Origin of the sequence: Pseudomonas sp. 18175 (genome assembly GCF_050432925.1) — a bacterium.
Classification (GTDB): Bacteria; Pseudomonadota; Gammaproteobacteria; order Pseudomonadales; family Pseudomonadaceae; genus Aquipseudomonas.
The window spans coordinates 50,103-71,499 of record NZ_JBKFTO010000011.1 but is presented as its reverse complement, the minus strand read 5'-3'; the positions used below and the strand labels follow the sequence as shown (position 1 = coordinate 71,499).

The window sequence follows — 21,397 nt, the reverse complement described above, 5'->3', positions numbered from 1 at the left end:
GGGGCGGGTAGGTAAAAGGCGGACCGAGAACAGTCGTCGGGCGTCGTGGGCCCTTGGGTATTCGCAGTGTGTAGCCGGGTTACCTGGTTAGCTTCCGTCCCTCGGGACAACTTCGTTCCAGTCGCAACCTCGTCAAACACACCTTGTGGGCGGTACAGACACGAATCGGCTCAGGTGGGTAGCTTAGAGCGGCGATCCGAAGGCCCTTGCCAGGGCCCCTGATTAGCGGGAGCGAGGCCATCATGCCCATGCTTTTTTGTATCGTCAAATGTTTTGTAGTGCTTTTTTTCAGGCACTACATCTTTAGTCTAAGACGACTCATCAGTCAGTTTTTGGTGCTTCAGTTCAGGGTGTCGACCTTGACCCGCAAAGTCAGGTCATCGCGGCCCTGGGTAGAGTACGTGCGGGTTGTAGAGGATTTGTCGGCCTGGGTCTCGCGATTGATGCCGGCCAGGGTGATCCATTCGCCAAGGCGACCGCTGATGGTTGTGTCGGTACTTTGTACGTTCACTACATCGGGACGTTCCTGGCTCATGCGGTCACGATTGGTACTGATTGCCAAGTGAACGGTGTCGCCGGTGACGCTGGCGGTCACGTAGAAGCCTTGGGTCACATTGCGATATTGGGTCTGGTTTTGCGGGCGGCCGTAGGCGTCTGGTTGGGTGGTGGTCAGCGGTACGCTTTGGCCGACTTGAATCAACGCGGGTACGCCTTCGCTTGCCTGGATCTGCTGGACCCCACCGTCACGGCTGGCGGTGCCGTAGCTGATGATGCGGGTCTGGCTGTCGCCGCTGCTTTGCTGGTTGGTTTCGTTGGTATCGACGGTGATCAGCAGGCGCTTGGCCGGTGTATCCAACTGGCTAAGCAGGGCCCGCAGGTCCTGGATCTTGCCGGGGTCTGCCTTAACGATAAGCTGGTTGCCGTAGGCGCTGACGGTGCCGTCCTTGCCGATGAAATTCTGCGCCACCGGCAGCAGGTCAGCGCTGGTGCGGTTGCTCAGGTTAACCACTTCGGTGTCGGCCATGGCGGTGACGCTGGTAGTCAGGAGAAGGGCGGTGAGCAGGGTGCGTAGGGACATGTCCGTTATCTCTGCGAGTCAGTTGGGCTTGATAGTGCCAGTTTGTCGGCCGGGCGGGGGGCTTGTTGAATCGTAGACGGCAAAATGCCCTGGCAAGGCAGGGCATTTGTGGTGCTGCTGAAATAGTTTTCGCGAGCAAGCCCGCTCCCACATTTGACTGAGTACATCCCTTGGAATGCGGTCAGAATGTGGGAGCGGGCTTGCTCGCGAACGAGACAGCTCAGCCCTCGCGCACCATATCCACATGCGGAATCCCGACTTCCAGGAATTCCTCACTGACGATCTTGAAACCCAACCGCTCATAAAACGGCGCGGCATACACCTGCGCACTGAGGAACTGCTTGGCCTGGCCACGCTTCTCAGCCACACCAATCACCGCTTCCATCAGCTTGTCGCCGACTTTAAGCCCGCGCCAATCCTTGAGCACCGAGACACGCCCGATTTCGCCGCTGGGCAGCAGGCGTGCGGTGCCAATCGGAAAGTCGCCTTCGAATGCCAGGAAATGCACCGCATCAGCGTCATCCGCATCCCATTCCAGCTCAGGTGGAACCGATTGCTCAGCGATAAATACCGCTTCACGAATGCGCCGTATCTCAGCGATATCCTTTTGCCAGTCCGCGACACTTACGTGAATCTTATTCATCGGCAAACCCCAGGCTTCCTTGCTTGACCAGTTCGCACAGCAGATCGCGACCGTCTTCGTCGGCCAGCCATGGGCCGAGGTTTTCGGCGTGCAGGGCGTCAGCGGCGCAGATCAGCTTGAGCAGCTCGCGCAGTTTGCCCGGCAGGTAACGGCTTTGGCCGCTGGCGAACAGCAGTACGTCATCGTCTACTTCCGACCACGCCATGCGCGCGCTTGGGTTGCGCACCAGGATCGCGCCTTCTTCGAGCGCGCTGATGAAGTCTTCCTCGCCCAGCTCTTCGCCGGCTACCAGTTCTGGGTAGCGTGGCTCGGTCATGAACTGGCCGAACCAGGTCAGCAGCATGCGCTCGTCGCTCATGTGCTCGGCCAGCAGGCTTTTCAGGCGGTCGAGGGCATCAGTCTGGATCTGATGCGGGTCGCTGACCGGCTGGGCGTCGGCGTCGGTGTAGCGCTCTTCGTCGGTCAGGTACTGGCTGAGGAAGTCGGTGAAGTGGGTCAGCACTTCGGCAGCGCTCGGTGCGCGAAAGCCCACGGAGTAGGTCATGCAGTCATCTTCGGCAATGCCGAAGTGCGCCAGGCGCGGCGGCAGGTAGAGCATGTCGCCCGGTTCCAGCACCCATTCGGCGCTTTCTTCGAATTCGGCGAGGATGCGCAGGTCGGCGTGTTGCAGCAGTGGGCTTTCGGAGTTGCACATCTGGCCGATTTTCCAGTTGCGCTTGCCCTGGGCTTGCAGCAGGAACACGTCGTAGTTGTCGAAGTGCGGGCCAACGCTGCCGCCGGGCGCGGCAAAGCTGATCATCACGTCGTCGATGCGCCAGCTTGGCAGGAAGCGGAACTGCTCCAGCAGCTCGGCGACTTCCGGCACGAACTGGTCGACAGCCTGCACCAGCAGGGTCCACTCGCGTTCAGGCAAAGTGCTGAAAGCATCTTCGGCAAACGGGCCGCGGCGCAGTTCCCAAGGGCGTTCGCCGTGTTCGATCACCAGGCGCGACTCGACTTCTTCTTCCAGGGCCAGGCCAGCCAGCTCATCGGCGTCGATCGGGCTTTCGAAATCCGGGATGGCCTGGCGGATCAGCAGGGGTTTTTTCTGCCAGTAATCGCGCAGGAATTCCCGTGCCGTGATGCCGCCCAGAAGTTGAAGAGGGATATCAGGATTCATGTGTAACCTATTGAAAGAAAGCACTTTTCAGACTGGAATAAAAACGCCCGGCGCGGCCGGGCGTCTCAAAGGGTCGAGCAACGATCAGATGCGCTTGGCTTGAGCCACGGCGTTGCCGATGTAGTTGGCCGGGGTGAGCAGTTTCAGCTCGGCCTTGGCAGCGGCTGGCATGTCCAGGCCGTCGATGAAAGTTTGCAGTGCTTCAGGGCTGATGCCCTTGCCGCGCGTCAATTCTTTCAGCTTCTCGTAAGGGTTTTCGATGTTGTAGCGGCGCATCACGGTCTGGATCGGCTCGGCCAACACTTCCCAGCAGGCATCCAGGTCAGCGGCGATTTTCTGCTCGTTGAGTTCCAGTTTGCTGATGCCTTTGAGGCTGGCTTCGTACGCGATCACGCTGTGGGCAAAGCCCACGCCGAGGTTGCGCAGTACGGTGGAGTCGGTCAGGTCGCGCTGCCAGCGGGAGATCGGCAACTTGCTGGCCAGGTGCTGGAACAGGGCGTTGGCGATGCCGAGGTTGCCTTCGGAGTTTTCGAAGTCGATCGGGTTGACCTTGTGCGGCATGGTCGACGAACCGATTTCGCCAGCAATGGTGCGCTGCTTGAAGTAGCCCACGGAGATGTAGCCCCAGATATCGCGATCGAAGTCGATCAGGATGGTGTTGAAGCGGGCGATGGCGTCGAACAGCTCGGCGATGTAGTCGTGCGGTTCGATCTGCGTGGTGTACGGGTTGAAGCCCAGGCCCAGCTCGTCTTCGATGAAGGCGCGGGCGTTTTCTTCCCAGTCGATCTCAGGGTAGGCGGAGATGTGTGCGTTATAGTTGCCCACGGCGCCGTTGATCTTGCCCAGCAATGGCACGGCCGCAACTTGAGCGATCTGACGCTCCAGGCGGTACACCACGTTGGCCAGTTCTTTACCCAGGGTGGTCGGCGACGCCGGCTGACCGTGGGTGCGCGACAGCATCGGCACGTCGGCGAAACGGATGGCCAGTTCGCGGATGGCGTTGGCGGTCTGGCGCATCAGCGGCAGCATTACGTCATCACGGCCTTCGCGCAGCATCAGGGCGTGGGACAGGTTGTTGATGTCCTCGCTGGTGCAGGCAAAGTGGATGAACTCGCTGACTTGGGCCAGTTCCGGCAGTTTGGCCGCTTGCTCTTTGAGCAGGTATTCGATGGCTTTTACGTCGTGGTTGGTGGTGCGCTCGATCTCTTTCACACGCTCGGCGTGCTCCAGGGAGAAGTTTTCCGCCAAGGTGTTGAGCACAGCGTTGGCTTCGGCGGAGAACGCCGGTACTTCGCTGATGGCAGGGTGAGCGGCCAGGCGCTGGAGCCAGCGCACTTCAACCAGAACACGAGCACGGATCAGGCCGTATTCGCTGAAAATAGGGCGCAGGGCCTGGGTTTTGCCGGCGTAGCGGCCGTCAACAGGGGAAACCGCAGTGAGCGAAGAGAGCTGCATGGGGTGTTCTCGGACAGTCGGGCAACGAAATGGGGCGCGTATCATACATGAAAAAATCCGCCGGTCCGTCGCCAACTGACCGGCGTATTACGCGTAACGCTTGAAAAAAACGGTGTTGCTGCGACTTATTCGTTGCGCATCAACGGGTAAAGCTCTTTAAGCAATTTGCGCCGGCTGATGACCAACTGCCAACGATGACCGCCCAACTGGCGCCACAACCGCGCCGAACGAATACCGGCCAACAGCAGGGCACGTATTTTCGAGGCGTTGTTTGGTTGTTGCAGGTTGCGCATGTCGCCGTGCACTTGGATGCGCTGGCGCAGGGTACTCAAGGTGTCCTGGTACAGCGCACCACAGGCGGCGATCACGTTTTCGTGGGCCGGGCCGAAGTGTTCCACTTGGGATTGAATCTGTGGCAAGCGCTTGCCGATGACTTCCAGCATGTCCTCGCGCTTGGCCAGTTGTCGTTCAAGGCCGAGCATTGACAAGGCATAGCGCAACGGTTCGCGCTGCAAGGTGCTGGGGTCGCGCTCCAGGGCGCCGATCAGTGCGCGGTAGCCTTCACGCAGGGCGATATCGTCGCCGCCGTAGACTTCCAGGGTGTCCTTGGGGTCGCGGATCAGCAGGCTGCCGAGCATGCAGGTCAGGCCCGCCTCGGTCACCTGGCCGGTTTTGGCGATCTTGTCCACCAAAACGGCGGCGAGGAAAACCCCGCCCAGTGCCGTCAATTGCTCCTGGGTCGGGCTCATGCCTCGTGGCTCCCGGCTTGTGCGACTTCAATCACGCCGCCGCCCAGGCAGATTTCGCCGTCGTAGAACACCACGGACTGGCCGGGCGTGACCGCACGTTGTGGGTCATCAAAGGTGGCGCGATAGCCGGTAGCGGTCTTTTCCAGCGTGCACGGCTGGTCGCTCTGACGATAGCGCACCTTGGCGGTCAGGCGGCGCGGGGTGCTCAGGTCGATCGGGTTGACCCAATAGATTTCCGAAGCCAGCAGTGCGCCCGAGAACAGCAGCGGGTGCTCGTTGCCCTGGCCGACGATCAGCTCGTTGTTTTCCAGGTCCTTGACCAGCACGTACCACGGCTCTTCCCCGGCGTCTTTCAAGCCGCCGATGCCCAGGCCCTGGCGCTGGCCGATGGTGTGGTACATCAGGCCGTGGTGGCGGCCGATCACTTCACCGTCGGTGGTTTTGATTTCACCCGGTTGTGCCGGCAGGTATTGCTTGAGGAAGTCGCTGAAACGGCGTTCGCCAATAAAGCAGATCCCGGTGGAATCCTTCTTCTTGGCGGTGGCCAGGCCGTGTTTCTCGGCGATCTTGCGCACTTCGGGTTTTTCCAGCTCGCCCACCGGGAACAGGGTCTTGGCGATCTGTTCGCCGCCGACGGCGTGCAGGAAGTAGCTCTGGTCTTTGTTTGGGTCCAGGCCTTTAAGCAATTCGGTACGGCCATCGATATCGCGGCGGCGCACGTAGTGGCCAGTGGCGATCAGGTCGGCGCCAAGCATCATGGCGTAGTCGAGGAACGCCTTGAACTTGATCTCGCGGTTACACAGGATGTCTGGGTTGGGCGTGCGGCCCGCCTTGTATTCGGCCAGGAAGTGCTCGAACACGTTGTCCCAGTACTCGGCGGCGAAGTTGGCGGTGTGCAGCTTGATGCCGATCTTATCGCACACGGCCTGGGCGTCTGCCAGGTCGTCCATGGCGGTGCAATATTCCGTTCCATCGTCTTCTTCCCAGTTCTTCATGAACAGGCCTTCCACCTCATAGCCCTGCTCCATGAGCAGAACGGCGGAAACGGAAGAATCCACGCCGCCGGACATGCCGACGATGACGCGCTTCTTTTGTGTGTCAGAAGGGGCTGGATCACGCATAGGGTTTCAACGGGTGTCTTGAAAAAGGACGCGATTCTATCAGGCTCAGGCCTTCAAGGCTAAAGAGAAGGGCGGATCAATTCGAGACTGTGGCAGTGGCCGGCCAAATAATCATCGATACAGCGGATGATCAGCTCGCTGCGCCAGCTGTCGCGCACCGCCATCAGCTCGTCGCGGGTCAGCCAGCGTGCGCGCAGGATGCCTTCGTCGAGTTGATAGTCTGGGTGGTGTTTGAGGGCTTTGGCGATAAAGCACACCCGTTGATAGGTCACGCCGTTGCTGGGGGCGGTGTAGAGGTAAATGCCGACGATGCCGGTGGCTTCGACGTCCCAGCCGGTTTCTTCGAGGGTTTCGCGGATGGCGGCTTCGGTGAGGGTTTCGTGCGGGTCGAGATGGCCTGCAGGCTGGTTGAGCACGGCGCGGCCGCCTTTGAGTTCTTCGACCATCAGGAAGCGGCCGTTGTCTTCGACAATGGTGGCGACGGTGATGTGGGGTTGCCAGGTCATAAGCGGCCTCAAGGTAGGTGGGGCTGGAGAAGCTCGGTCGTTGCGGGAGCAGGCAAGCCAGCTCCCACATTTGATTGGGTTTCGTCAATGAAATCGGTGGAGTCCGCAAACAGAAACCCCGGCACTAGGCCGGGGCTTCTTTGCATCCTTACAACCTTACTTCAACTTGGCAATTGCCGCGTTGAGGGTGTTGCTTGGGCGCATGGCTTTGCTGGTCAGCTCCGGGCTCGGCGCGTAGTAGCCGCCGATGTCCACTGGCTTGCCCTGTACGGCGTTGAGTTCGGCAACGATGGTTGCCTCGTTCGCAGTCAGGGTCTCGGCCAGTTCGCCAAACTGCGCTTGCAGTGCAGTGTCTTCGCTCTGGGCGGCCAGGGCTTGAGCCCAGTACAGCGCCAGGTAGAAGTGGCTGCCGCGGTTGTCGATGTTGCCGACTTTGCGCGATGGCGACTTGTTGTTGTCGAGGAACTGGCCAGTGGCCTGGTCCAGGGTCTTGGACAGGACCAGGGCTTTCGGGTTGTTGTACGTCACACCCAAATGCTCAAGGGAGGCCGCCAGGGCCAGGAACTCGCCCAGGGAATCCCAGCGCAGGAAGTTCTCTTCCACCAGTTGCTGCACGTGCTTCGGAGCCGAACCGCCGGCGCCGGTTTCGAACAGGCCACCGCCGTTCATCAGCGGCACGATGGACAGCATCTTGGCGCTGGTGCCCAGTTCCATGATCGGGAATAGGTCGGTCAGGTAGTCACGCAGTACGTTGCCGGTCACCGAGATGGTGTCCAGGCCCTTGCGGGTGCGTTCCAGGGTGAACTTCATCGCATCGACCGGAGCCATGATGCGGATGTCCAGGCCTTCGGTGTTGTGGTCTTTCAGGTAAGCCTGAACTTTCTCGACCACGACGCCATCGTGCGCACGCTTAGGGTCCAGCCAGAAGATCGCTGGGGTGTTGCTGGCGCGAGCACGGTTGACGGCCAGTTTGACCCAGTCCTGGATCGGCGCGTCTTTGGTCTGGCACATGCGGAAGATGTCGCCAGCTTCGACGTTCTGTTCCATCAGCAGGTTGCCCTTGCTGTCGGTGACGCGCACTACGCCGTCAGCCTTGATCTGGAAGGTCTTGTCGTGGGAGCCGTACTCTTCGGCTTTCTTCGCCATCAGGCCAACGTTTGGCACGCTGCCCATGGTGGTTGGGTCGAATGCGCCATTGGCCTTGCAGTCTTCGATGACGGCTTGGTAGATGGTGGCGTAGCAGCGATCCGGGATCACCGCCTTGGTGTCGTGCAGTTGGCCGTCGGTGCCCCACATCTTGCCGGAGTCACGGATCATGGCTGGCATCGAGGCGTCAACGATCACGTCGCTCGGCACGTGCAGGTTGGTGATGCCTTTGTCGGAGTTGACCATCGCCAGGGATGGGCGAGCGGCGTACACCGCTTGGATGTCAGCTTCGATCTGCGCTTGCTGGTCGGCTGGCAACGCTTTGATGCGAGCGTACAGGTCGCCGATGCCGTTGTTCAGGTTGAAGCCGATCTGCTCCAGCACGGTGGCGTGCTTGGTCAGGGCGTCTTTATAGAATTCGGCTACGATCTGGCCGAACATGATCGGGTCGGAGACCTTCATCATGGTGGCTTTGAGGTGAACCGACAGCAGCACGCCTTGCTTCTTGGCATCTTCGATTTCGGCGGCGATGAAGCTGCGCAGGGCGTTCTTGCTCAGTACGGCGCTGTCGATGATCTCGCCAGCTTGTACGGAAGTCTTTTCCTTCAATACGGTCGCGGTGCCGTCTTGGGCGATCAGTTCGATCTTCACCGCGTCGGCTGCTTCGATCTGTACGGCTTTTTCGCTGCCGTAGAAGTCGCCATTGCTCATGTGAGCGATGTGGGACTTGGAGTCAGCTGCCCAGGCGCCCATTTTGTGCGGGTGCTTGCGCGCGTAGTTCTTGACCGACAGCGGTGCGCGGCGGTCGGAGTTGCCTTCGCGCAGTACCGGGTTCACGGCGCTGCCCTTGACCTTGTCGTAACGTGCACGGGTTTCTTTTTCCGCGTCGGTGGTTACGGTTTCCGGGTAGTCCGGCAGGGCATAGCCCTGGGCCTGCAGTTCCTTGATCGCGGCTTGCAGCTGGGGGGTCGAGGCACTGATGTTAGGCAGCTTGATGATGTTGGCTTCAGGCGTAACGGCCAGGTCGCCCAGTTCGGCGAGGTGGTCCGGGATAGCCTTGGCGCCCAGTTGCTCGGGGAAGCTTGCGAGGATGCGCGCGGCGAGGGAAATGTCGCGGGTTTCCACGGCAATATCAGCGGAAGCGGTGAAGGCCTCTACGATAGGCAGCAGTGAATAGGTGGCGAGGGCCGGGGCTTCGTCGGTGAAGGTGTAGATGATCTTCGAGCGGGTGGGCATATTCGGATTAACTCTCTTCTTTGCTGAAAGCGTGCGCAGAAACTCGAGATGCGCCGGGTGGAGCGCGTTCGTTCAAAGTCATCCATGAGCGAAATGTCGAGGTTTCTTCGCGGTGATGTTGGGTTGCATCAGTCGAGCGTCAAGCGTTTGGACTATTGTAATAGTCCGGCTTTATGGCTGAAGGCACCTGTTCCAGAGCGGTCAGCCGTCGTGACTCTTGGGTCAGCGGCGGCATTATACATAGGTCGCTATGCTTACGCCGAGCCTTCATACAAAAGGTGTGTCGTCCATTGGTCTAAAGGTCGCAGGTACTTCGTCGCGCCCAAAGTCGCATGGCGTGCTCAAGATTGGCGATTTTGCCTTTGATTTCAGGCTTGTAGGCGACTAATTGTGCTGTTTTCGATGCAAATGAGCATGGCGTGAGGTTTCAGTCGCCATTTATCTGGAGTAGGCTCGAACGCAGCCAGATGTTCAATCCAAAGATGGAGTTCAGCATGGGATACAAGAAGATTCAGGTTCCAGCCGTCGGCGACAAAATCACCGTCAATGCAGACCATTCTCTCAATGTTCCTGACCAACCGATCATCCCCTATATCGAAGGTGACGGTATCGGCGTCGACATCAGCCCGGTGATGATCAAAGTGGTCGACGCAGCTGTTGAAAAGGCCTATGGCGGCAAGCGCAAAATCTCTTGGATGGAGGTGTATGCCGGCGAAAAGGCGACTCAAGTCTACGACCAGGACACCTGGCTGCCCCAGGAAACCCTGGATGCGGTCAAGGATTACGTGGTTTCAATCAAAGGGCCGCTGACCACCCCGGTCGGTGGTGGCATTCGTTCGCTGAACGTGGCCCTGCGTCAGCAGCTCGACCTCTATGTGTGTTTGCGCCCAGTGCGCTGGTTTGAAGGCGTGCCGAGCCCGGTGAAAAAGCCGGGAGATGTGGACATGACCATCTTCCGTGAAAACTCCGAAGATATTTACGCCGGCATTGAGTGGAAGGCCGGCTCTGCGGAAGCCATCAAGGTGATCAAGTTCCTCAAGGAGGAAATGGGCGTTACCAAGATCCGTTTCGACCAGGACTGCGGCATTGGCGTGAAGCCAGTATCGAAAGAAGGCACCAAGCGCCTGGCGCGCAAAGCCCTGCAATATGTGGTGGATAACGACCGCGACTCGCTGACCATCGTGCACAAAGGCAACATCATGAAGTTTACCGAGGGCGCCTTTAAAGAGTGGGCCTATGAGGTGGCCGGTGAGGAATTTGGTGCCACGCTGCTCGATGGCGGCCCGTGGATGCAGTTTAAGAACCCGAAAACTGGCAAGAACGTGGTGGTCAAGGATGCCATCGCCGATGCCATGCTTCAGCAGATCCTGCTGCGTCCTGCTGAGTATGATGTGATCGCCACCCTCAACTTGAATGGTGACTATCTTTCCGATGCGCTGGCGGCGGAAGTAGGCGGGATCGGTATCGCGCCGGGGGCTAACTTGTCCGACACCGTGGCGATGTTCGAGGCCACTCATGGCACGGCGCCTAAATACGCAGGCAAGGATCAGGTCAATCCGGGTTCGTTGATCCTGTCGGCGGAAATGATGTTGCGTCACATGGGCTGGGTCGAGGCGGCGGACTTGATCATCAAGGGCACCAATGGCGCCATCTCGGCCAAGACGGTGACCTATGACTTCGAACGCTTGATGGATGGTGCGAAGTTGGTGTCTTCTTCGGGCTTTGGGGATGCACTGATTTCGCACATGTAACCGCCAAATGCAAAAACGGCCACCCCGTGTTTATTGGGGTGGCCATTTTTCGCTTGCGATAGGTTAGGTCGTCAGTTTTTTTTGTTTGTGTGTAGCGGTTTTTTCAGATTTTTCGGGGGTAATTGCAACCACGACGTGATTGATTTTCACGGCGTGCAAGCCTTTCGGTCCTTGAATGACTTCAAAACTCACAGGTTGGCCCGCTTTCAGCGTCTTGTATCCGTCCATTTCGATCGCTGAATAATGCGCAAAAAGGTCTTCGGTTTTACCGTCTTCGTTGATAAAACCGTAACCCTTGGCATTGTTGAACCACTTGACCTTACCACTAGCCATACCCATATCCCTCTGCACCAGACTCCATCACTGGAGTATCATCCAGTTTATCCGTCCTAACCCGAATAAATTAAGGTTGACTGCGCGGACCTTTTTTACCCACTGTGGGTTCTATTGGTTGTAACACCGATTTGCCGATAGTCAAGGTGACTAGTCGTTCAGAGTTGAAATTCTGACAGGTCGCCCCCACCACTGTATTTGAACCACTGACGAACCTTTCTTTCCATGCATGCAAACAGCCAGATTCGACTAACATTCAATCAGGATCGACCGGATCAGGAACATGATGACGACGGTTCTGCAGGCATTGCTGTTCAGGAGGCCAAGCCTGCTCTACAGGCGCCGCCGATGTACAAGGTGGTTTTGTTCAATGATGACTACACACCGATGGATTTCGTGGTCGAAGTACTCGAGGTGTTTTTTAACCTGAACCGCGAGTTGGCGACCAAGGTAATGCTGGCCGTTCACACAGAAGGACGGGCAGTATGTGGAGTGTTTACCCGCGACATCGCCGAGACAAAGGCCATGCAGGTCAACCAGTACGCCAGGGAAAGCCAGCATCCGCTACTCTGTGAAATCGAGAAGGACGGTTAACGCCGACCACTTGGGTATGAGGTGAAGCTATGTTAAACCGCGAGCTCGAAGTCACCCTCAATCTTGCCTTCAAGGAGGCTCGTTCGAAGCGTCATGAATTCATGACCGTCGAACACCTGCTGCTGGCACTTTTGGATAACGAAGCTGCCGCCACCGTTTTGCGTGCGTGCGGCGCCAACCTCGACAAACTCAAGCATGACCTGCAGGAGTTTATCGACTCCACGACGCCACTTATTCCAGTCCACGATGAAGACCGTGAAACCCAGCCAACCCTGGGCTTTCAGCGTGTGCTTCAGCGTGCTGTGTTCCACGTTCAGAGCTCCGGTAAGCGTGAAGTCACAGGCGCCAATGTGCTTGTGGCGATCTTCAGCGAACAGGAAAGCCAGGCGGTGTTCCTGCTCAAGCAGCAGAGCGTTGCCCGTATTGATGTCGTCAACTACATCGCCCACGGTATCTCCAAGGTGCCTGGGCACGGCGATCATTCCGAGGGTGAGCAGGAGATGCAGGACGACGAGGGTGGTGAGTCTTCTTCTTCGGGCAATCCATTGGATGCCTATGCCAGTAACCTCAATGAGCTGGCGCGCCAGGGGCGGATCGATCCGCTGGTGGGGCGTGAGCTTGAGGTTGAGCGTGTAGCGCAGATCCTTGCACGTCGTCGCAAGAACAACCCGTTGCTGGTGGGTGAGGCGGGCGTGGGTAAAACCGCGATTGCCGAAGGCTTGGCCAAGCGCATCGTGGACAACCAGGTGCCTGACCTGCTGGCCAACAGCGTCGTCTACTCCCTTGACCTGGGCGCATTGCTCGCCGGGACCAAGTACCGTGGCGATTTCGAGAAGCGCTTCAAGGCGTTGCTCGGCGAGCTGAAAAAACGCCCGCAGGCGATCCTGTTTATCGATGAGATCCACACCATCATTGGTGCCGGTGCGGCATCCGGTGGGGTGATGGACGCTTCCAACCTGCTCAAGCCGTTGCTGTCGTCGGGTGATATCCGTTGCATCGGCTCGACCACGTTCCAGGAATTCCGCGGGATCTTCGAAAAGGACCGTGCCCTGGCGCGTCGCTTCCAGAAAGTCGACGTATCCGAGCCTTCGGTTGAAGACACCATCGGTATCCTGCGTGGGCTCAAGGGGCGCTTCGAGGCGCATCATGGCATCGAGTACACCGATGAAGCCCTGCGTTCGGCCGCTGAGCTGGCGTCGCGCTACATCAATGACCGCCATATGCCAGACAAGGCTATCGATGTAATCGACGAGGCGGGTGCCTATCAGCGCCTGCAGCCGGTCGAGAAGCGTGTGAAACGTATCGACGTGCCTCAGGTCGAGGACATCGTGGCGAAGATTGCGCGGATTCCGCCTAAGCACGTCAACAGCTCCGACAAGGAACTGCTGCGTAACTTGGAGCGTGACCTCAAGCTCACTGTATTTGGTCAAGATGCAGCTATCGATGCGTTGTCCACCGCCATCAAGCTTTCGCGTGCGGGCCTCAAGTCTCCGGACAAGCCTGTCGGCTCGTTCCTATTCGCCGGCCCGACCGGTGTTGGCAAGACCGAAGCGGCGCGGCAGTTGGCCAAGGCCATGGGGATCGAGTTGGTGCGGTTCGACATGTCCGAGTACATGGAGCGCCACACTGTGTCGCGCCTGATCGGTGCACCTCCGGGCTATGTTGGGTTCGACCAGGGTGGCTTGTTGACCGAAGCGATTACCAAGCAACCCCATTGCGTGCTGCTGCTCGATGAAATCGAGAAGGCCCACCCAGAAGTCTTCAACCTGCTGTTGCAGGTCATGGACCACGGGACCCTGACCGACAACAATGGGCGCAAGGCGGACTTCCGCAACGTGATCGTGATCATGACCACCAACGCCGGTGCCGAAACGGCCGCGCGGGCTTCGATTGGCTTTAGTCATCAGGATCACTCGTCCGATGCGATGGAAGTGATCAAGAAGAGCTTTACGCCGGAGTTCCGCAACCGCCTGGACACCATTATCCAGTTTGGTCGCCTCAGTCATGAGGTTATAAAAAGCGTGGTGGACAAGTTCCTTACCGAGCTTCAAGCGCAGTTGGAAGACAAGCGCGTGCAGTTGGAAGTGACAGATGCGGCACGCAGTTGGCTGGCCGAAGGTGGTTACGATGCGGCAATGGGCGCTCGCCCAATGGCGCGTCTGATCCAGGACAAGATCAAGCGGCCATTGGCCGAAGAGATCCTGTTCGGCGAGCTTTCCGACCATGGCGGCGTGGTGCATATCGACCTGAAGGACGGCGAGCTGACCTTCGAGTTCGAGACCACGGCTGAAATGGCCTGATAGCTGATCGCAACAAAGCAAAAGGCGCCGAAAGGCGCCTTTTTGCTGTGTGCGCTATCTTAAGGGCGTAGAAGATCAAATGTGGGAGCGGGCTTGCTCGCGAATGCGGTGCATCAGGCTCAAATTAGTAGCCTGACACACCGCATTCGCGAGCAAGCCCGCTCCCACAGTGGATTTGTGGTGTTGGATAAAAAGAGTGCGCACACAAAAACGCCCGGCATAACCGGGCGTTTTGTATTGACTTGTTTAGCGAGCGCGGTAAGTGATGCGCCCTTTGCTCAAGTCATAGGGCGTCAGCTCGACGCGCACTTTGTCACCGGTAAGAATACGAATGTAGTTCTTGCGCATCTTGCCGGAGATATGCGCGGTTACGACGTGCCCATTTTCCAACTCCACACGAAACATGGTGTTGGGCAGGGTGTCGACGACAGTGCCTTCCATTTCGAAGCTGTCTTCTTTCGACATGCAGTAAAGCCCTCGGTATCCAGTGAATGGCCCGGTGCAACTGCGCCAGGCAAAAGCGGCGTGCATTGTGCCCGAAAAAGGGTGTTTAAGCCAAGGGGTTCTAGTTAAGCACGACCCATCTTTGATTAATCAGCAGTTCTATGGGGCGATATTGGGTCTTGTAGCTCATTTTTTTGCAGTTTTTGATCCAGTAGCCAAGGTATACCGCTTCCAGTTCCTGACGAATGGCCTCACCGATTTGCCAGAGGATCGCAAAACGCCCCAGGCTGCGACGCTCTTCGCGGGGTTCATAGAAGGTGTAGACCGCCGACAAGCCATTGGGCAGCAAGTCGGTCACGGCCACCGCCAGCAGGCGGCCGTCTGCGCGGAATTCGTAAAAGCGCGAGAAGGGCAGGTCACGCACCAGGAACGTTGAGAACTGGTCGCGGCTGGGCGGAAACATATCGCCATCGGCGTGGCGCTGCTCGATATAGCGCTGGTAGAGGTCGAAGTACTCCTCGGTAAACCGTGGCTTGGTTGCTGTCACGGTCAGGTCGGCGTTGCGCTTGAGAATGCGTTTCTGATTGCGGTCTGGCAGGAACTGCGCCACAGGGATGCGCGCCGGGACGCAGGCATTGCAGTTCTGGCAGTGGGGCCGGTACAGATGATCGCCGCTGCGCCGAAAACCCATTTCCGACAGGTCGGCATACACATGCACGTCCATAGGCTGGCTGGGGTCGAGGAACAGCGTGGTGGCCTGCTCGTCGGGCAGATAGCTGCAAGAGTGGGGTTGAGTGGCATAAAACTTCAAACGCGCCAACTCGGTCATGATCAACCCTCGGATAAGCTTTGAAATAAGTGTAAGCCAGGTGCGCGCAAGTCGCCTAAGAAACCCACGGTCCAGAGTTGGGTTGGTCCAGATGGTCGCGCAGGAAACCTGCGAAGTCGCTACGGGATATGGCGCGGGCACCCAGGCTGTGCAGGTGGTCGTTGGGCATCTGGCAGTCAATCAATACAAAGCCCCAAGCCTGTAACTGACGGGTCAGCGTGGCAAATCCGAATTTCGAGGCGTTGTCGGCGCGACTGAACATGGACTCGCCAAAGAACAATTGCCCCATGGCCAGGCCATACAGCCCGCCCACCAGTGTGTCGTCGTCCCACACTTCCACCGAGTGAGCGTGGCCGCGACGGTGCAGTTCCAGATACGCGCTTTGTATGCCCTCGGTGATCCAGGTGCCATCGGCATAGGCGCGGGGTGCGGCGCAGGCCTGGATGACGGCGGCGAAATCCTGGTCGAAGGTCACCCTGTAGCGTTGTTGGCGCAACAATTTGCCCAGGCTGCGGGATACGTGCAGTTCTTCAGGGAATATCACGGTGCGCGGGTCGGGTGACCACCAGAGGATCGGCTGACCCTCCGAAAACCACGGGAAGCAGCCATGGCGGTAGGCCTGCACCAGTCGCTCGGCGGACAGGTCGCCACCGGCGGCAAGCAGGCCATTGGGTTCGCGCATGGCCTTGGCCAGCGGGGGGAATGTCAGGGAGTCGCGTTGTAACCAGGTCAGCATGGCATCCAGGCTTACGGAAGGGGAGGGGAGTGGCAGGTATGACACCTGCCTCGCAGTGCTGATTATTGTCGACGCGGCGCTATCGGGCCAGCCCGAATCTGGCCCTGGCCTGCATTAGTGTGAATCGGTGTTTCTGCAACTCTATGCCGGGGATGTGGTCGTAATCGGGTCTGTAGGATGCAGGCCATTTGCCAAGCTGCTCTGGATTGGTAAAAACAGCTCATAAGCCTTTGTCAGCAAAGACAATGCATGCTCAAATTGAACATGTTGTGACACTTCAATTAGCTATGCTGTTGGGTGAGGGGCAAGGGCGTGGCATCGCGGACACAAACCCGTACAATGCGGGAGTTGTGGCGTTATCGCCATTCCACCAAGCGTTCACCCAGTGTTAAAAGTAGATTCAACGACGCTTGTTCATTTTTCAGCTGCTCGGATTGGGCAGTATTTACAGTCATTCAGTCGATGGACGCGCTAAAGGCGCAGGAATAGACCCGTTTTGAAGAAATCCGCCGCAACACCCAAAGCAGCTGTCGTGCCGGCCTGGCGCCAGCACCTGCATTACCGACTCAAGGAAGGCGCGCTGATCGCTATCGGTGCGCTGTGCCTGTTCCTGATGATGGCCTTGCTCACCTACGGCAAGGACGATCCGGGCTGGAGCCACAACAGCAAGATCGAAGACGTGCAGAACTTTGGCGGCCCCGCCGGTTCCTACAGCGCCGATATCCTGTTTATGGTGCTGGGTTACTTCGCCTACATCTTCCCGTTGCTGCTGGCGATCAAGACCTGGCAGATATTCCGCCAGCGCCACGAGCCGTGGCAGTGGAGCGGCTGGTTGTTCTCCTGGCGCCTGATCGGCCTGGTATTCCTGGTACTTTCCGGCGCCGCTTTGGCCCATATCCATTTTCACGCACCCACCGGCCTGCCAGCGGGCGCTGGCGGGGCGTTGGGCGAAAGCCTCGGTGATTTGGCGCGCAAGACCCTGAATATCCAGGGCAGCACCCTGATGTTCATCGCACTGTTCCTGTTCGGCCTCACCGTGTTCACCGACCTGTCGTGGTTCAAGGTGATGGACGTGACCGGCAAGATCACCCTCGACCTGCTGGAGCTGTTCCAGGGCGCCGCTAACCGTTGGTGGGCCGCCCGGGTTGACCGCAAGCGCATGGTGGCCCAACTGCGCGAGGTGGACACCCGCGTCAACGAAGTGGTGGCCCCAAGCACGCCAGACCGCCGCGAACAGGCCAAGGTCAAGGAACGCTTGATCGAACGCGAGCAGGCCCTGAGCAAGCACATGTCGGACCGCGAGAAGCAGGTGCCGCCGGTGATCGCTCCGGCGCCGCCCAAGCCACCGGAGCCGAGCCACCGCGTGCAGAAAGAGAAGCAGGCGCCGTTGTTCGTCGACAGCGCCGTCGAAGGCACCTTGCCGCCGATCTCGATTCTCGACCCGGCCGAAAAGAAACAACTCAACTATTCCCCAGAGTCGCTGGCTGCGGTCGGCCATCTGCTGGAAATCAAACTCAAAGAGTTCGGCGTCGAAGTGACCGTGGACTCGATCCACCCCGGCCCGGTGATTACCCGTTACGAAATCCAACCGGCCGCTGGCGTCAAGGTCAGCCGTATTTCCAACCTGGCCAAAGACTTGGCCCGCTCCCTGGCGGTGACCAGCGTGCGCGTGGTGGAAGTGATCCCCGGCAAGACCACCGTGGGTATCGAGATTCCCAACGAAGATCGCCAGATCGTGCGCTTCTCCGAAGTGCTCTCGACCCCGGAATACGACAACTTCAAATCCCCGGTCACCTTGGCCCTGGGCCACGACATCGGCGGCAAGCCGGTGATCACTGACCTAGCGAAAATGCCCCACTTGTTGGTGGCTGGTACTACCGGTTCCGGTAAGTCGGTGGGTGTGAACGCGATGATCCTGTCGATCCTGTTCAAGTCCGGGCCGGACGACGCCAAGCTGATCATGATCGACCCGAAGATGTTGGAACTGTCGATCTACGAAGGCATTCCGCACCTGCTGTGCCCCGTAGTCACCGACATGAAGGACGCCGCCAACGCCCTGCGCTGGAGCGTGGCCGAGATGGAGCGCCGTTATAAGTTGATGGCGAAGATGGGCGTGCGCAACCTGGCGGGCTTCAACGCCAAGATCAAGGAAGCTCACGATCGTGGCGAGACCATTGATGACCCGTTGTACAAGCGCGAAAGCATTCACGACGAAGCGCCAAAGCTGACCAAGCTACCAACCATCGTGGTGGTGGTGGACGAATTCGCCGACATGATGATGATCGTCGGCAAGAAGGTTGAAGAACTGATCGCCCGTATCGCCCAGAAGGCGCGGGCCGCCGGTATTCACCTGATCCTCGCCACCCAGCGCCCTTCGGTGGACGTGATCACCGGTCTGATCAAGGCCAACATTCCGACGCGCATGGCGTTCCAGGTATCGAGCAAGATCGACTCGCGGACCATCATCGACCAGGGCGGCGCCGAACAACTGCTGGGCCACGGTGACATGCTCTACATGCCGCCCGGCACCAGCCTGCCGATCCGTGTACACGGCGCGTTCGTGTCCGACGATGAAGTTCACCGCGTGGTGGAAGCCTGGAAGCTGCGAGGCGCCCCGGAATACAACGACGACATTCTCAACGGCGTCGAAGAAGCCGGTAGCGGCTTCGAAAATGGCGGCGGTGGCGGTGACGACGATGCAGAAACCGATGCCCTGTACGACGAAGCCGTGGCCTTTGTGCTGGAAAGCCGTCGCGCCTCGATTTCCGCGGTGCAACGCAAACTGAAAATCGGCTACAACCGCGCCGCCCGCATGATCGAAGCCATGGAAATGGCCGGCGTCGTGACCGCAATGAATACCAACGGCTCGCGTGAAGTCATCGCCCCCGGGCAGATGCGCGACTGATCCCGTGCCGCGTGGTAGCACGCGGCGCGCCTTAACGACTCAATGAGGACTCCCATGCGTCTTATCCGCATGCTGTTGTTGCCGGCACTGGCCCTGACCGCTGTTTCGGCTCACGCTGATCCGGCTTCCGTCGCCAGCCTGAAGAACCTGTTGGACAAATCCCAGACCCTGACTGCGCGCTTCTCCCAGTTGACCCTGGATGCCGGCGGCACTCAGTTGCAGCAGACCGAAGGCGAAATGGCCGTGCAGCGCCCAGGGCTGTTTTATTGGCATACCGAAGGCAAGTCGGAGCAGACCATCGTCTCCGACGGCCAGAAAGTCACGCTGTGGGACCCGGACCTGGAGCAGGCGACCATCAAGAAGCTCGATCCTCGCCTGAACCAGACCCCAGCATTGCTGTTGTCGGGTGATGTCTCCAAGATCAACGACAGCTTCGACATCACCTCCAAGCAAACCAGCAACGTGATCGAGTTCACCCTCAAGCCCAAGTCCAAGGACACCTTGTTCGACACCCTGAACCTGTCGTTTGGTAACGGTGTGATCAACAACATGCGCCTGATCGACAGCGTCGGCCAGCGCACCGATATCCTGTTCTCCGGGGTCAAGGCCAACCAGCCGGTACCGGCGTCCAAGTTCAAGTTCGACATCCCCAAGGGTGCCGACGTGATCCAGGAATAATCTGCACAGAGGTTTCAAACGCTGCCCATGGACCTGTTTCGAAGTGACCCGATTGCCCAGCCCCTGGCCGCGCGCTTGCGCTCGACCAACCTGGATGAGTACGTCGGGCAAGAACACCTGCTCGCTCGCGGCAAGCCATTGCGCGAAGCCCTGGAGCAGGGTGCGCTGCACTCGATGATTTTCTGGGGGCCGCCGGGGGTGGGCAAGACCACCTTGGCGCGGCTGCTGGCGAAAGTCTCGGATGCGCACTTCGAAACGGTCTCGGCGGTACTGGCCGGGGTCAAGGAGATCCGCCAGGCCGTAGACGTGGCCAAGCAGCAGGCTGGGCAGTACGGCAAGCGCACCATCCTGTTCGTGGACGAAGTGCATCGCTTCAACAAGTCCCAGCAGGATGCATTCCTGCCGTATGTGGAAGACGGCACGCTGATCTTTATCGGCGCCACCACCGAAAACCCTTCGTTTGAGCTGAACAACGCCTTGCTGTCACGGGCGCGGGTTTATGTGCTCAAGAGCCTGGACGAAGCAGCGATGCAAAAGTTGCTGCACCGCGCCCTGAACGAAGACAAGGGGTTGGGCCAGCGCCAACTGAGCGTCAGCGACGAGGGGTTTAAGATCCTGCTCACCGCCGCAGATGGCGATGGCCGGCGTTTTCTCAACCTGCTGGAAAACGCCTCCGACCTGGCCGAAGACAGCACTGAAATTGGTGTAGACCTGCTGCAGAGCCTGCTGGGTGATACGCGCCGCCGATTTGATAAAGGCGGTGAAGCCTTCTACGACCAGATTTCGGCGCTGCACAAATCCGTACGCGGCTCAAACCCCGACGGCGCGCTGTACTGGTTCGCACGCATGATCGACGGCGGCTGCGACCCGCTGTACCTGGCGCGGCGCGTGGTGCGCATGGCCAGCGAAGACATCGGCAACGCTGACCCACGGGCGCTGAGCCTGTGCCTGGCGGCGTGGGACGTGCAGGAGCGCCTGGGCAGCCCGGAAGGTGAGTTGGCAGTGGCCCAGGCCATCACCTACCTGGCCTGCGCGCCCAAGAGCAACGCGGTGTACATGGGCTTCAAGTCCGCGTTGCGCGCGGCCGCCGAGTACGGCTCGCTGGAAGTGCCACTGCATTTACGCAACGCCCCGACCAAGCTGATGAAGCAACTGGGCTACGGCGATGAATACCGCTACGCCCACGATGAGCCGGACGCCTACGCGGCCGGCGAAGACTACTTCCCCGATGAGCTTGAGCCACTGGCGCTCTACCAGCCGGTGCCCCGTGGCCTGGAGCTGAAGATCGGGGAAAAGCTCAATCACCTCGCCCAACTCGATCGACTCAGCCCCAAACAGCGGAGAAAGTAGTGCTCAAGACGATTCTTGCCGTGTCCGTAGCCGGCATCGCTGGTACATTATTGCGTTTCGCCACCGGCACCTGGGTCAGCGCCAATTGGCCGAAGCATTTTTATGCCGCGACCCTGGCGGTCAACCTGGTGGGCTGCTTGATTATCGGGCTGTTGTACGGTTGGTTCCTGTTACGCCCGGAAGTGCCGATTGAGATTCGCGCCGGCTTGATTGTCGGCTTTGTAGGCGGTCTGACGACCTTTTCATCCTTTTCACTGGATACGCTGCGCCTGCTGGAAAGCGGGCAAGCCCTGGTAGCCTTCGGGTACTTGGGCGTCAGCGTGTTCGGCGGGCTGCTCGCCACTTGGGCTGGCCTGTCCTTGACCAAACTTTGATAAACGAGAG

Annotated in this window: 19 protein-coding genes; 7 read left to right on the top strand and 12 right to left on the bottom strand. The window is 59.1% G+C overall.

Features of this window, described 5'->3' with window-relative positions; translation table 11 throughout:
* Nucleotides 1-340: 340 nt before the first annotated feature.
* The 8 genes from ACLD1Y_RS16520 to ACLD1Y_RS16485 form a co-directional block, all read right to left on the bottom strand.
* Entirely contained in the window at nt 341-1,078 is a 738-nt protein-coding gene (locus tag ACLD1Y_RS16520) for a secretin N-terminal domain-containing protein (protein ID WP_429478948.1), read from the bottom strand.
* A 220-nt stretch (nt 1,079-1,298) separates the two neighbouring features.
* A complete protein-coding gene (locus ACLD1Y_RS16515) occupies nt 1,299-1,721 on the bottom strand; it encodes a GNAT family N-acetyltransferase (protein ID WP_429478947.1) in 423 nt (140 codons plus the stop codon).
* Nucleotides 1,714-2,880 carry a JmjC domain-containing protein gene (locus ACLD1Y_RS16510; RefSeq protein ID WP_429478946.1) on the bottom strand — a complete coding sequence of 389 codons (1,167 nt, stop codon included), beginning with the start codon at nt 2,878-2,880 and terminating at the stop codon, nt 1,714-1,716. Before ACLD1Y_RS16510 ends, ACLD1Y_RS16515 begins: the two co-directional genes overlap by 8 nt.
* Before the next feature lie 84 nt (nt 2,881-2,964).
* Nucleotides 2,965-4,335, bottom strand: coding sequence for an adenylosuccinate lyase (gene purB, locus ACLD1Y_RS16505; RefSeq protein WP_429478945.1), 1,371 nt, complete (start codon nt 4,333-4,335; stop codon nt 2,965-2,967).
* Nucleotides 4,336-4,460: 125 nt separating this feature from the next.
* A complete protein-coding gene (gene hflD, locus ACLD1Y_RS16500) occupies nt 4,461-5,084 on the bottom strand; it encodes a high frequency lysogenization protein HflD (protein ID WP_017737157.1) in 624 nt (207 codons plus the stop codon).
* Nucleotides 5,081-6,205, bottom strand: coding sequence for a tRNA 2-thiouridine(34) synthase MnmA (gene mnmA / locus ACLD1Y_RS16495; RefSeq protein WP_429478944.1), 1,125 nt, complete (start codon nt 6,203-6,205; stop codon nt 5,081-5,083). Before mnmA ends, hflD begins: the two co-directional genes overlap by 4 nt.
* A gap of 59 nt (nt 6,206-6,264) precedes the next feature.
* Nucleotides 6,265-6,711 carry an NUDIX hydrolase gene (locus ACLD1Y_RS16490; protein ID WP_429478943.1) on the bottom strand — a complete coding sequence of 149 codons (447 nt, stop codon included), beginning with the start codon at nt 6,709-6,711 and terminating at the stop codon, nt 6,265-6,267.
* A gap of 156 nt (nt 6,712-6,867) precedes the next feature.
* On the bottom strand, nt 6,868-9,093 hold the full coding sequence (locus tag ACLD1Y_RS16485; RefSeq protein ID WP_429478942.1) for an NADP-dependent isocitrate dehydrogenase: 2,226 nt from the start codon (nt 9,091-9,093) through the stop codon (nt 6,868-6,870).
* A gap of 494 nt (nt 9,094-9,587) precedes the next feature.
* Here ACLD1Y_RS16485 and icd point away from each other — a divergent pair, with 494 nt between their 5' ends.
* Complete coding sequence (icd, locus tag ACLD1Y_RS16480; RefSeq protein ID WP_429478941.1) at nt 9,588-10,844, top strand: NADP-dependent isocitrate dehydrogenase; 1,257 nt, start codon at nt 9,588-9,590, stop codon at nt 10,842-10,844.
* 63 nt (nt 10,845-10,907) lie between these two features.
* Here the strand turns inward: icd and cspD are convergent, their stop codons facing one another.
* Complete coding sequence (cspD, locus tag ACLD1Y_RS16475) at nt 10,908-11,177, bottom strand: cold shock domain-containing protein CspD (protein ID WP_429478940.1); 270 nt, start codon at nt 11,175-11,177, stop codon at nt 10,908-10,910.
* Between the two features lie 225 nt (nt 11,178-11,402).
* Here cspD and clpS point away from each other — a divergent pair, with 225 nt between their 5' ends.
* Both clpS and clpA read left to right on the top strand, forming a co-directional pair.
* Nucleotides 11,403-11,771 (top strand): ATP-dependent Clp protease adapter ClpS, encoded by a 369-nt coding sequence (clpS, locus tag ACLD1Y_RS16470; protein WP_005789091.1) that lies wholly within the window; start codon nt 11,403-11,405, stop codon nt 11,769-11,771.
* A 29-nt stretch (nt 11,772-11,800) separates the two neighbouring features.
* Nucleotides 11,801-14,071, top strand: coding sequence for an ATP-dependent Clp protease ATP-binding subunit ClpA (gene clpA / locus ACLD1Y_RS16465; RefSeq protein WP_429478939.1), 2,271 nt, complete (start codon nt 11,801-11,803; stop codon nt 14,069-14,071).
* Between the two features lie 246 nt (nt 14,072-14,317).
* Here clpA and infA read toward each other — a convergent pair whose 3' ends face one another.
* The 3 genes from infA to aat all read right to left on the bottom strand — a co-directional run bounded on the left by infA (nt 14,318) and on the right by aat (nt 16,080).
* Nucleotides 14,318-14,536: a translation initiation factor IF-1 gene (gene infA / locus ACLD1Y_RS16460; protein WP_002553999.1), complete on the bottom strand. Its 219-nt coding sequence runs from the start codon at nt 14,534-14,536 to the stop codon at nt 14,318-14,320.
* 100 nt (nt 14,537-14,636) lie between these two features.
* Nucleotides 14,637-15,344, bottom strand: coding sequence for an arginyltransferase (locus tag ACLD1Y_RS16455; protein WP_429478938.1), 708 nt, complete (start codon nt 15,342-15,344; stop codon nt 14,637-14,639).
* A 55-nt stretch (nt 15,345-15,399) separates the two neighbouring features.
* On the bottom strand, nt 15,400-16,080 hold the full coding sequence (gene aat / locus ACLD1Y_RS16450) for a leucyl/phenylalanyl-tRNA--protein transferase (RefSeq protein WP_429478937.1): 681 nt from the start codon (nt 16,078-16,080) through the stop codon (nt 15,400-15,402).
* A 496-nt stretch (nt 16,081-16,576) separates the two neighbouring features.
* Between aat and ACLD1Y_RS16445 the strand changes: the two genes are divergently transcribed.
* From ACLD1Y_RS16445 to crcB, 4 genes are read left to right on the top strand one after another with little or no spacing between them, the layout of a single operon-like run.
* Nucleotides 16,577-18,985 carry a DNA translocase FtsK gene (locus ACLD1Y_RS16445; protein WP_429478936.1) on the top strand — a complete coding sequence of 803 codons (2,409 nt, stop codon included), beginning with the start codon at nt 16,577-16,579 and terminating at the stop codon, nt 18,983-18,985.
* 54 nt (nt 18,986-19,039) lie between these two features.
* Nucleotides 19,040-19,663: an outer membrane lipoprotein chaperone LolA gene (gene lolA, locus ACLD1Y_RS16440; protein ID WP_429478935.1), complete on the top strand. Its 624-nt coding sequence runs from the start codon at nt 19,040-19,042 to the stop codon at nt 19,661-19,663.
* Between the two features lie 27 nt (nt 19,664-19,690).
* The gene (locus ACLD1Y_RS16435) at nt 19,691-21,013 is read left to right on the top strand and encodes a replication-associated recombination protein A (protein ID WP_429478934.1); all 1,323 of its coding nucleotides are present in this window, start codon (nt 19,691-19,693) and stop codon (nt 21,011-21,013) included.
* Complete coding sequence (gene crcB / locus ACLD1Y_RS16430; protein ID WP_429478933.1) at nt 21,013-21,387, top strand: fluoride efflux transporter CrcB; 375 nt, start codon at nt 21,013-21,015, stop codon at nt 21,385-21,387. Before ACLD1Y_RS16435 ends, crcB begins: the two co-directional genes overlap by 1 nt.
* Nucleotides 21,388-21,397: the final 10 nt, after the last annotated feature.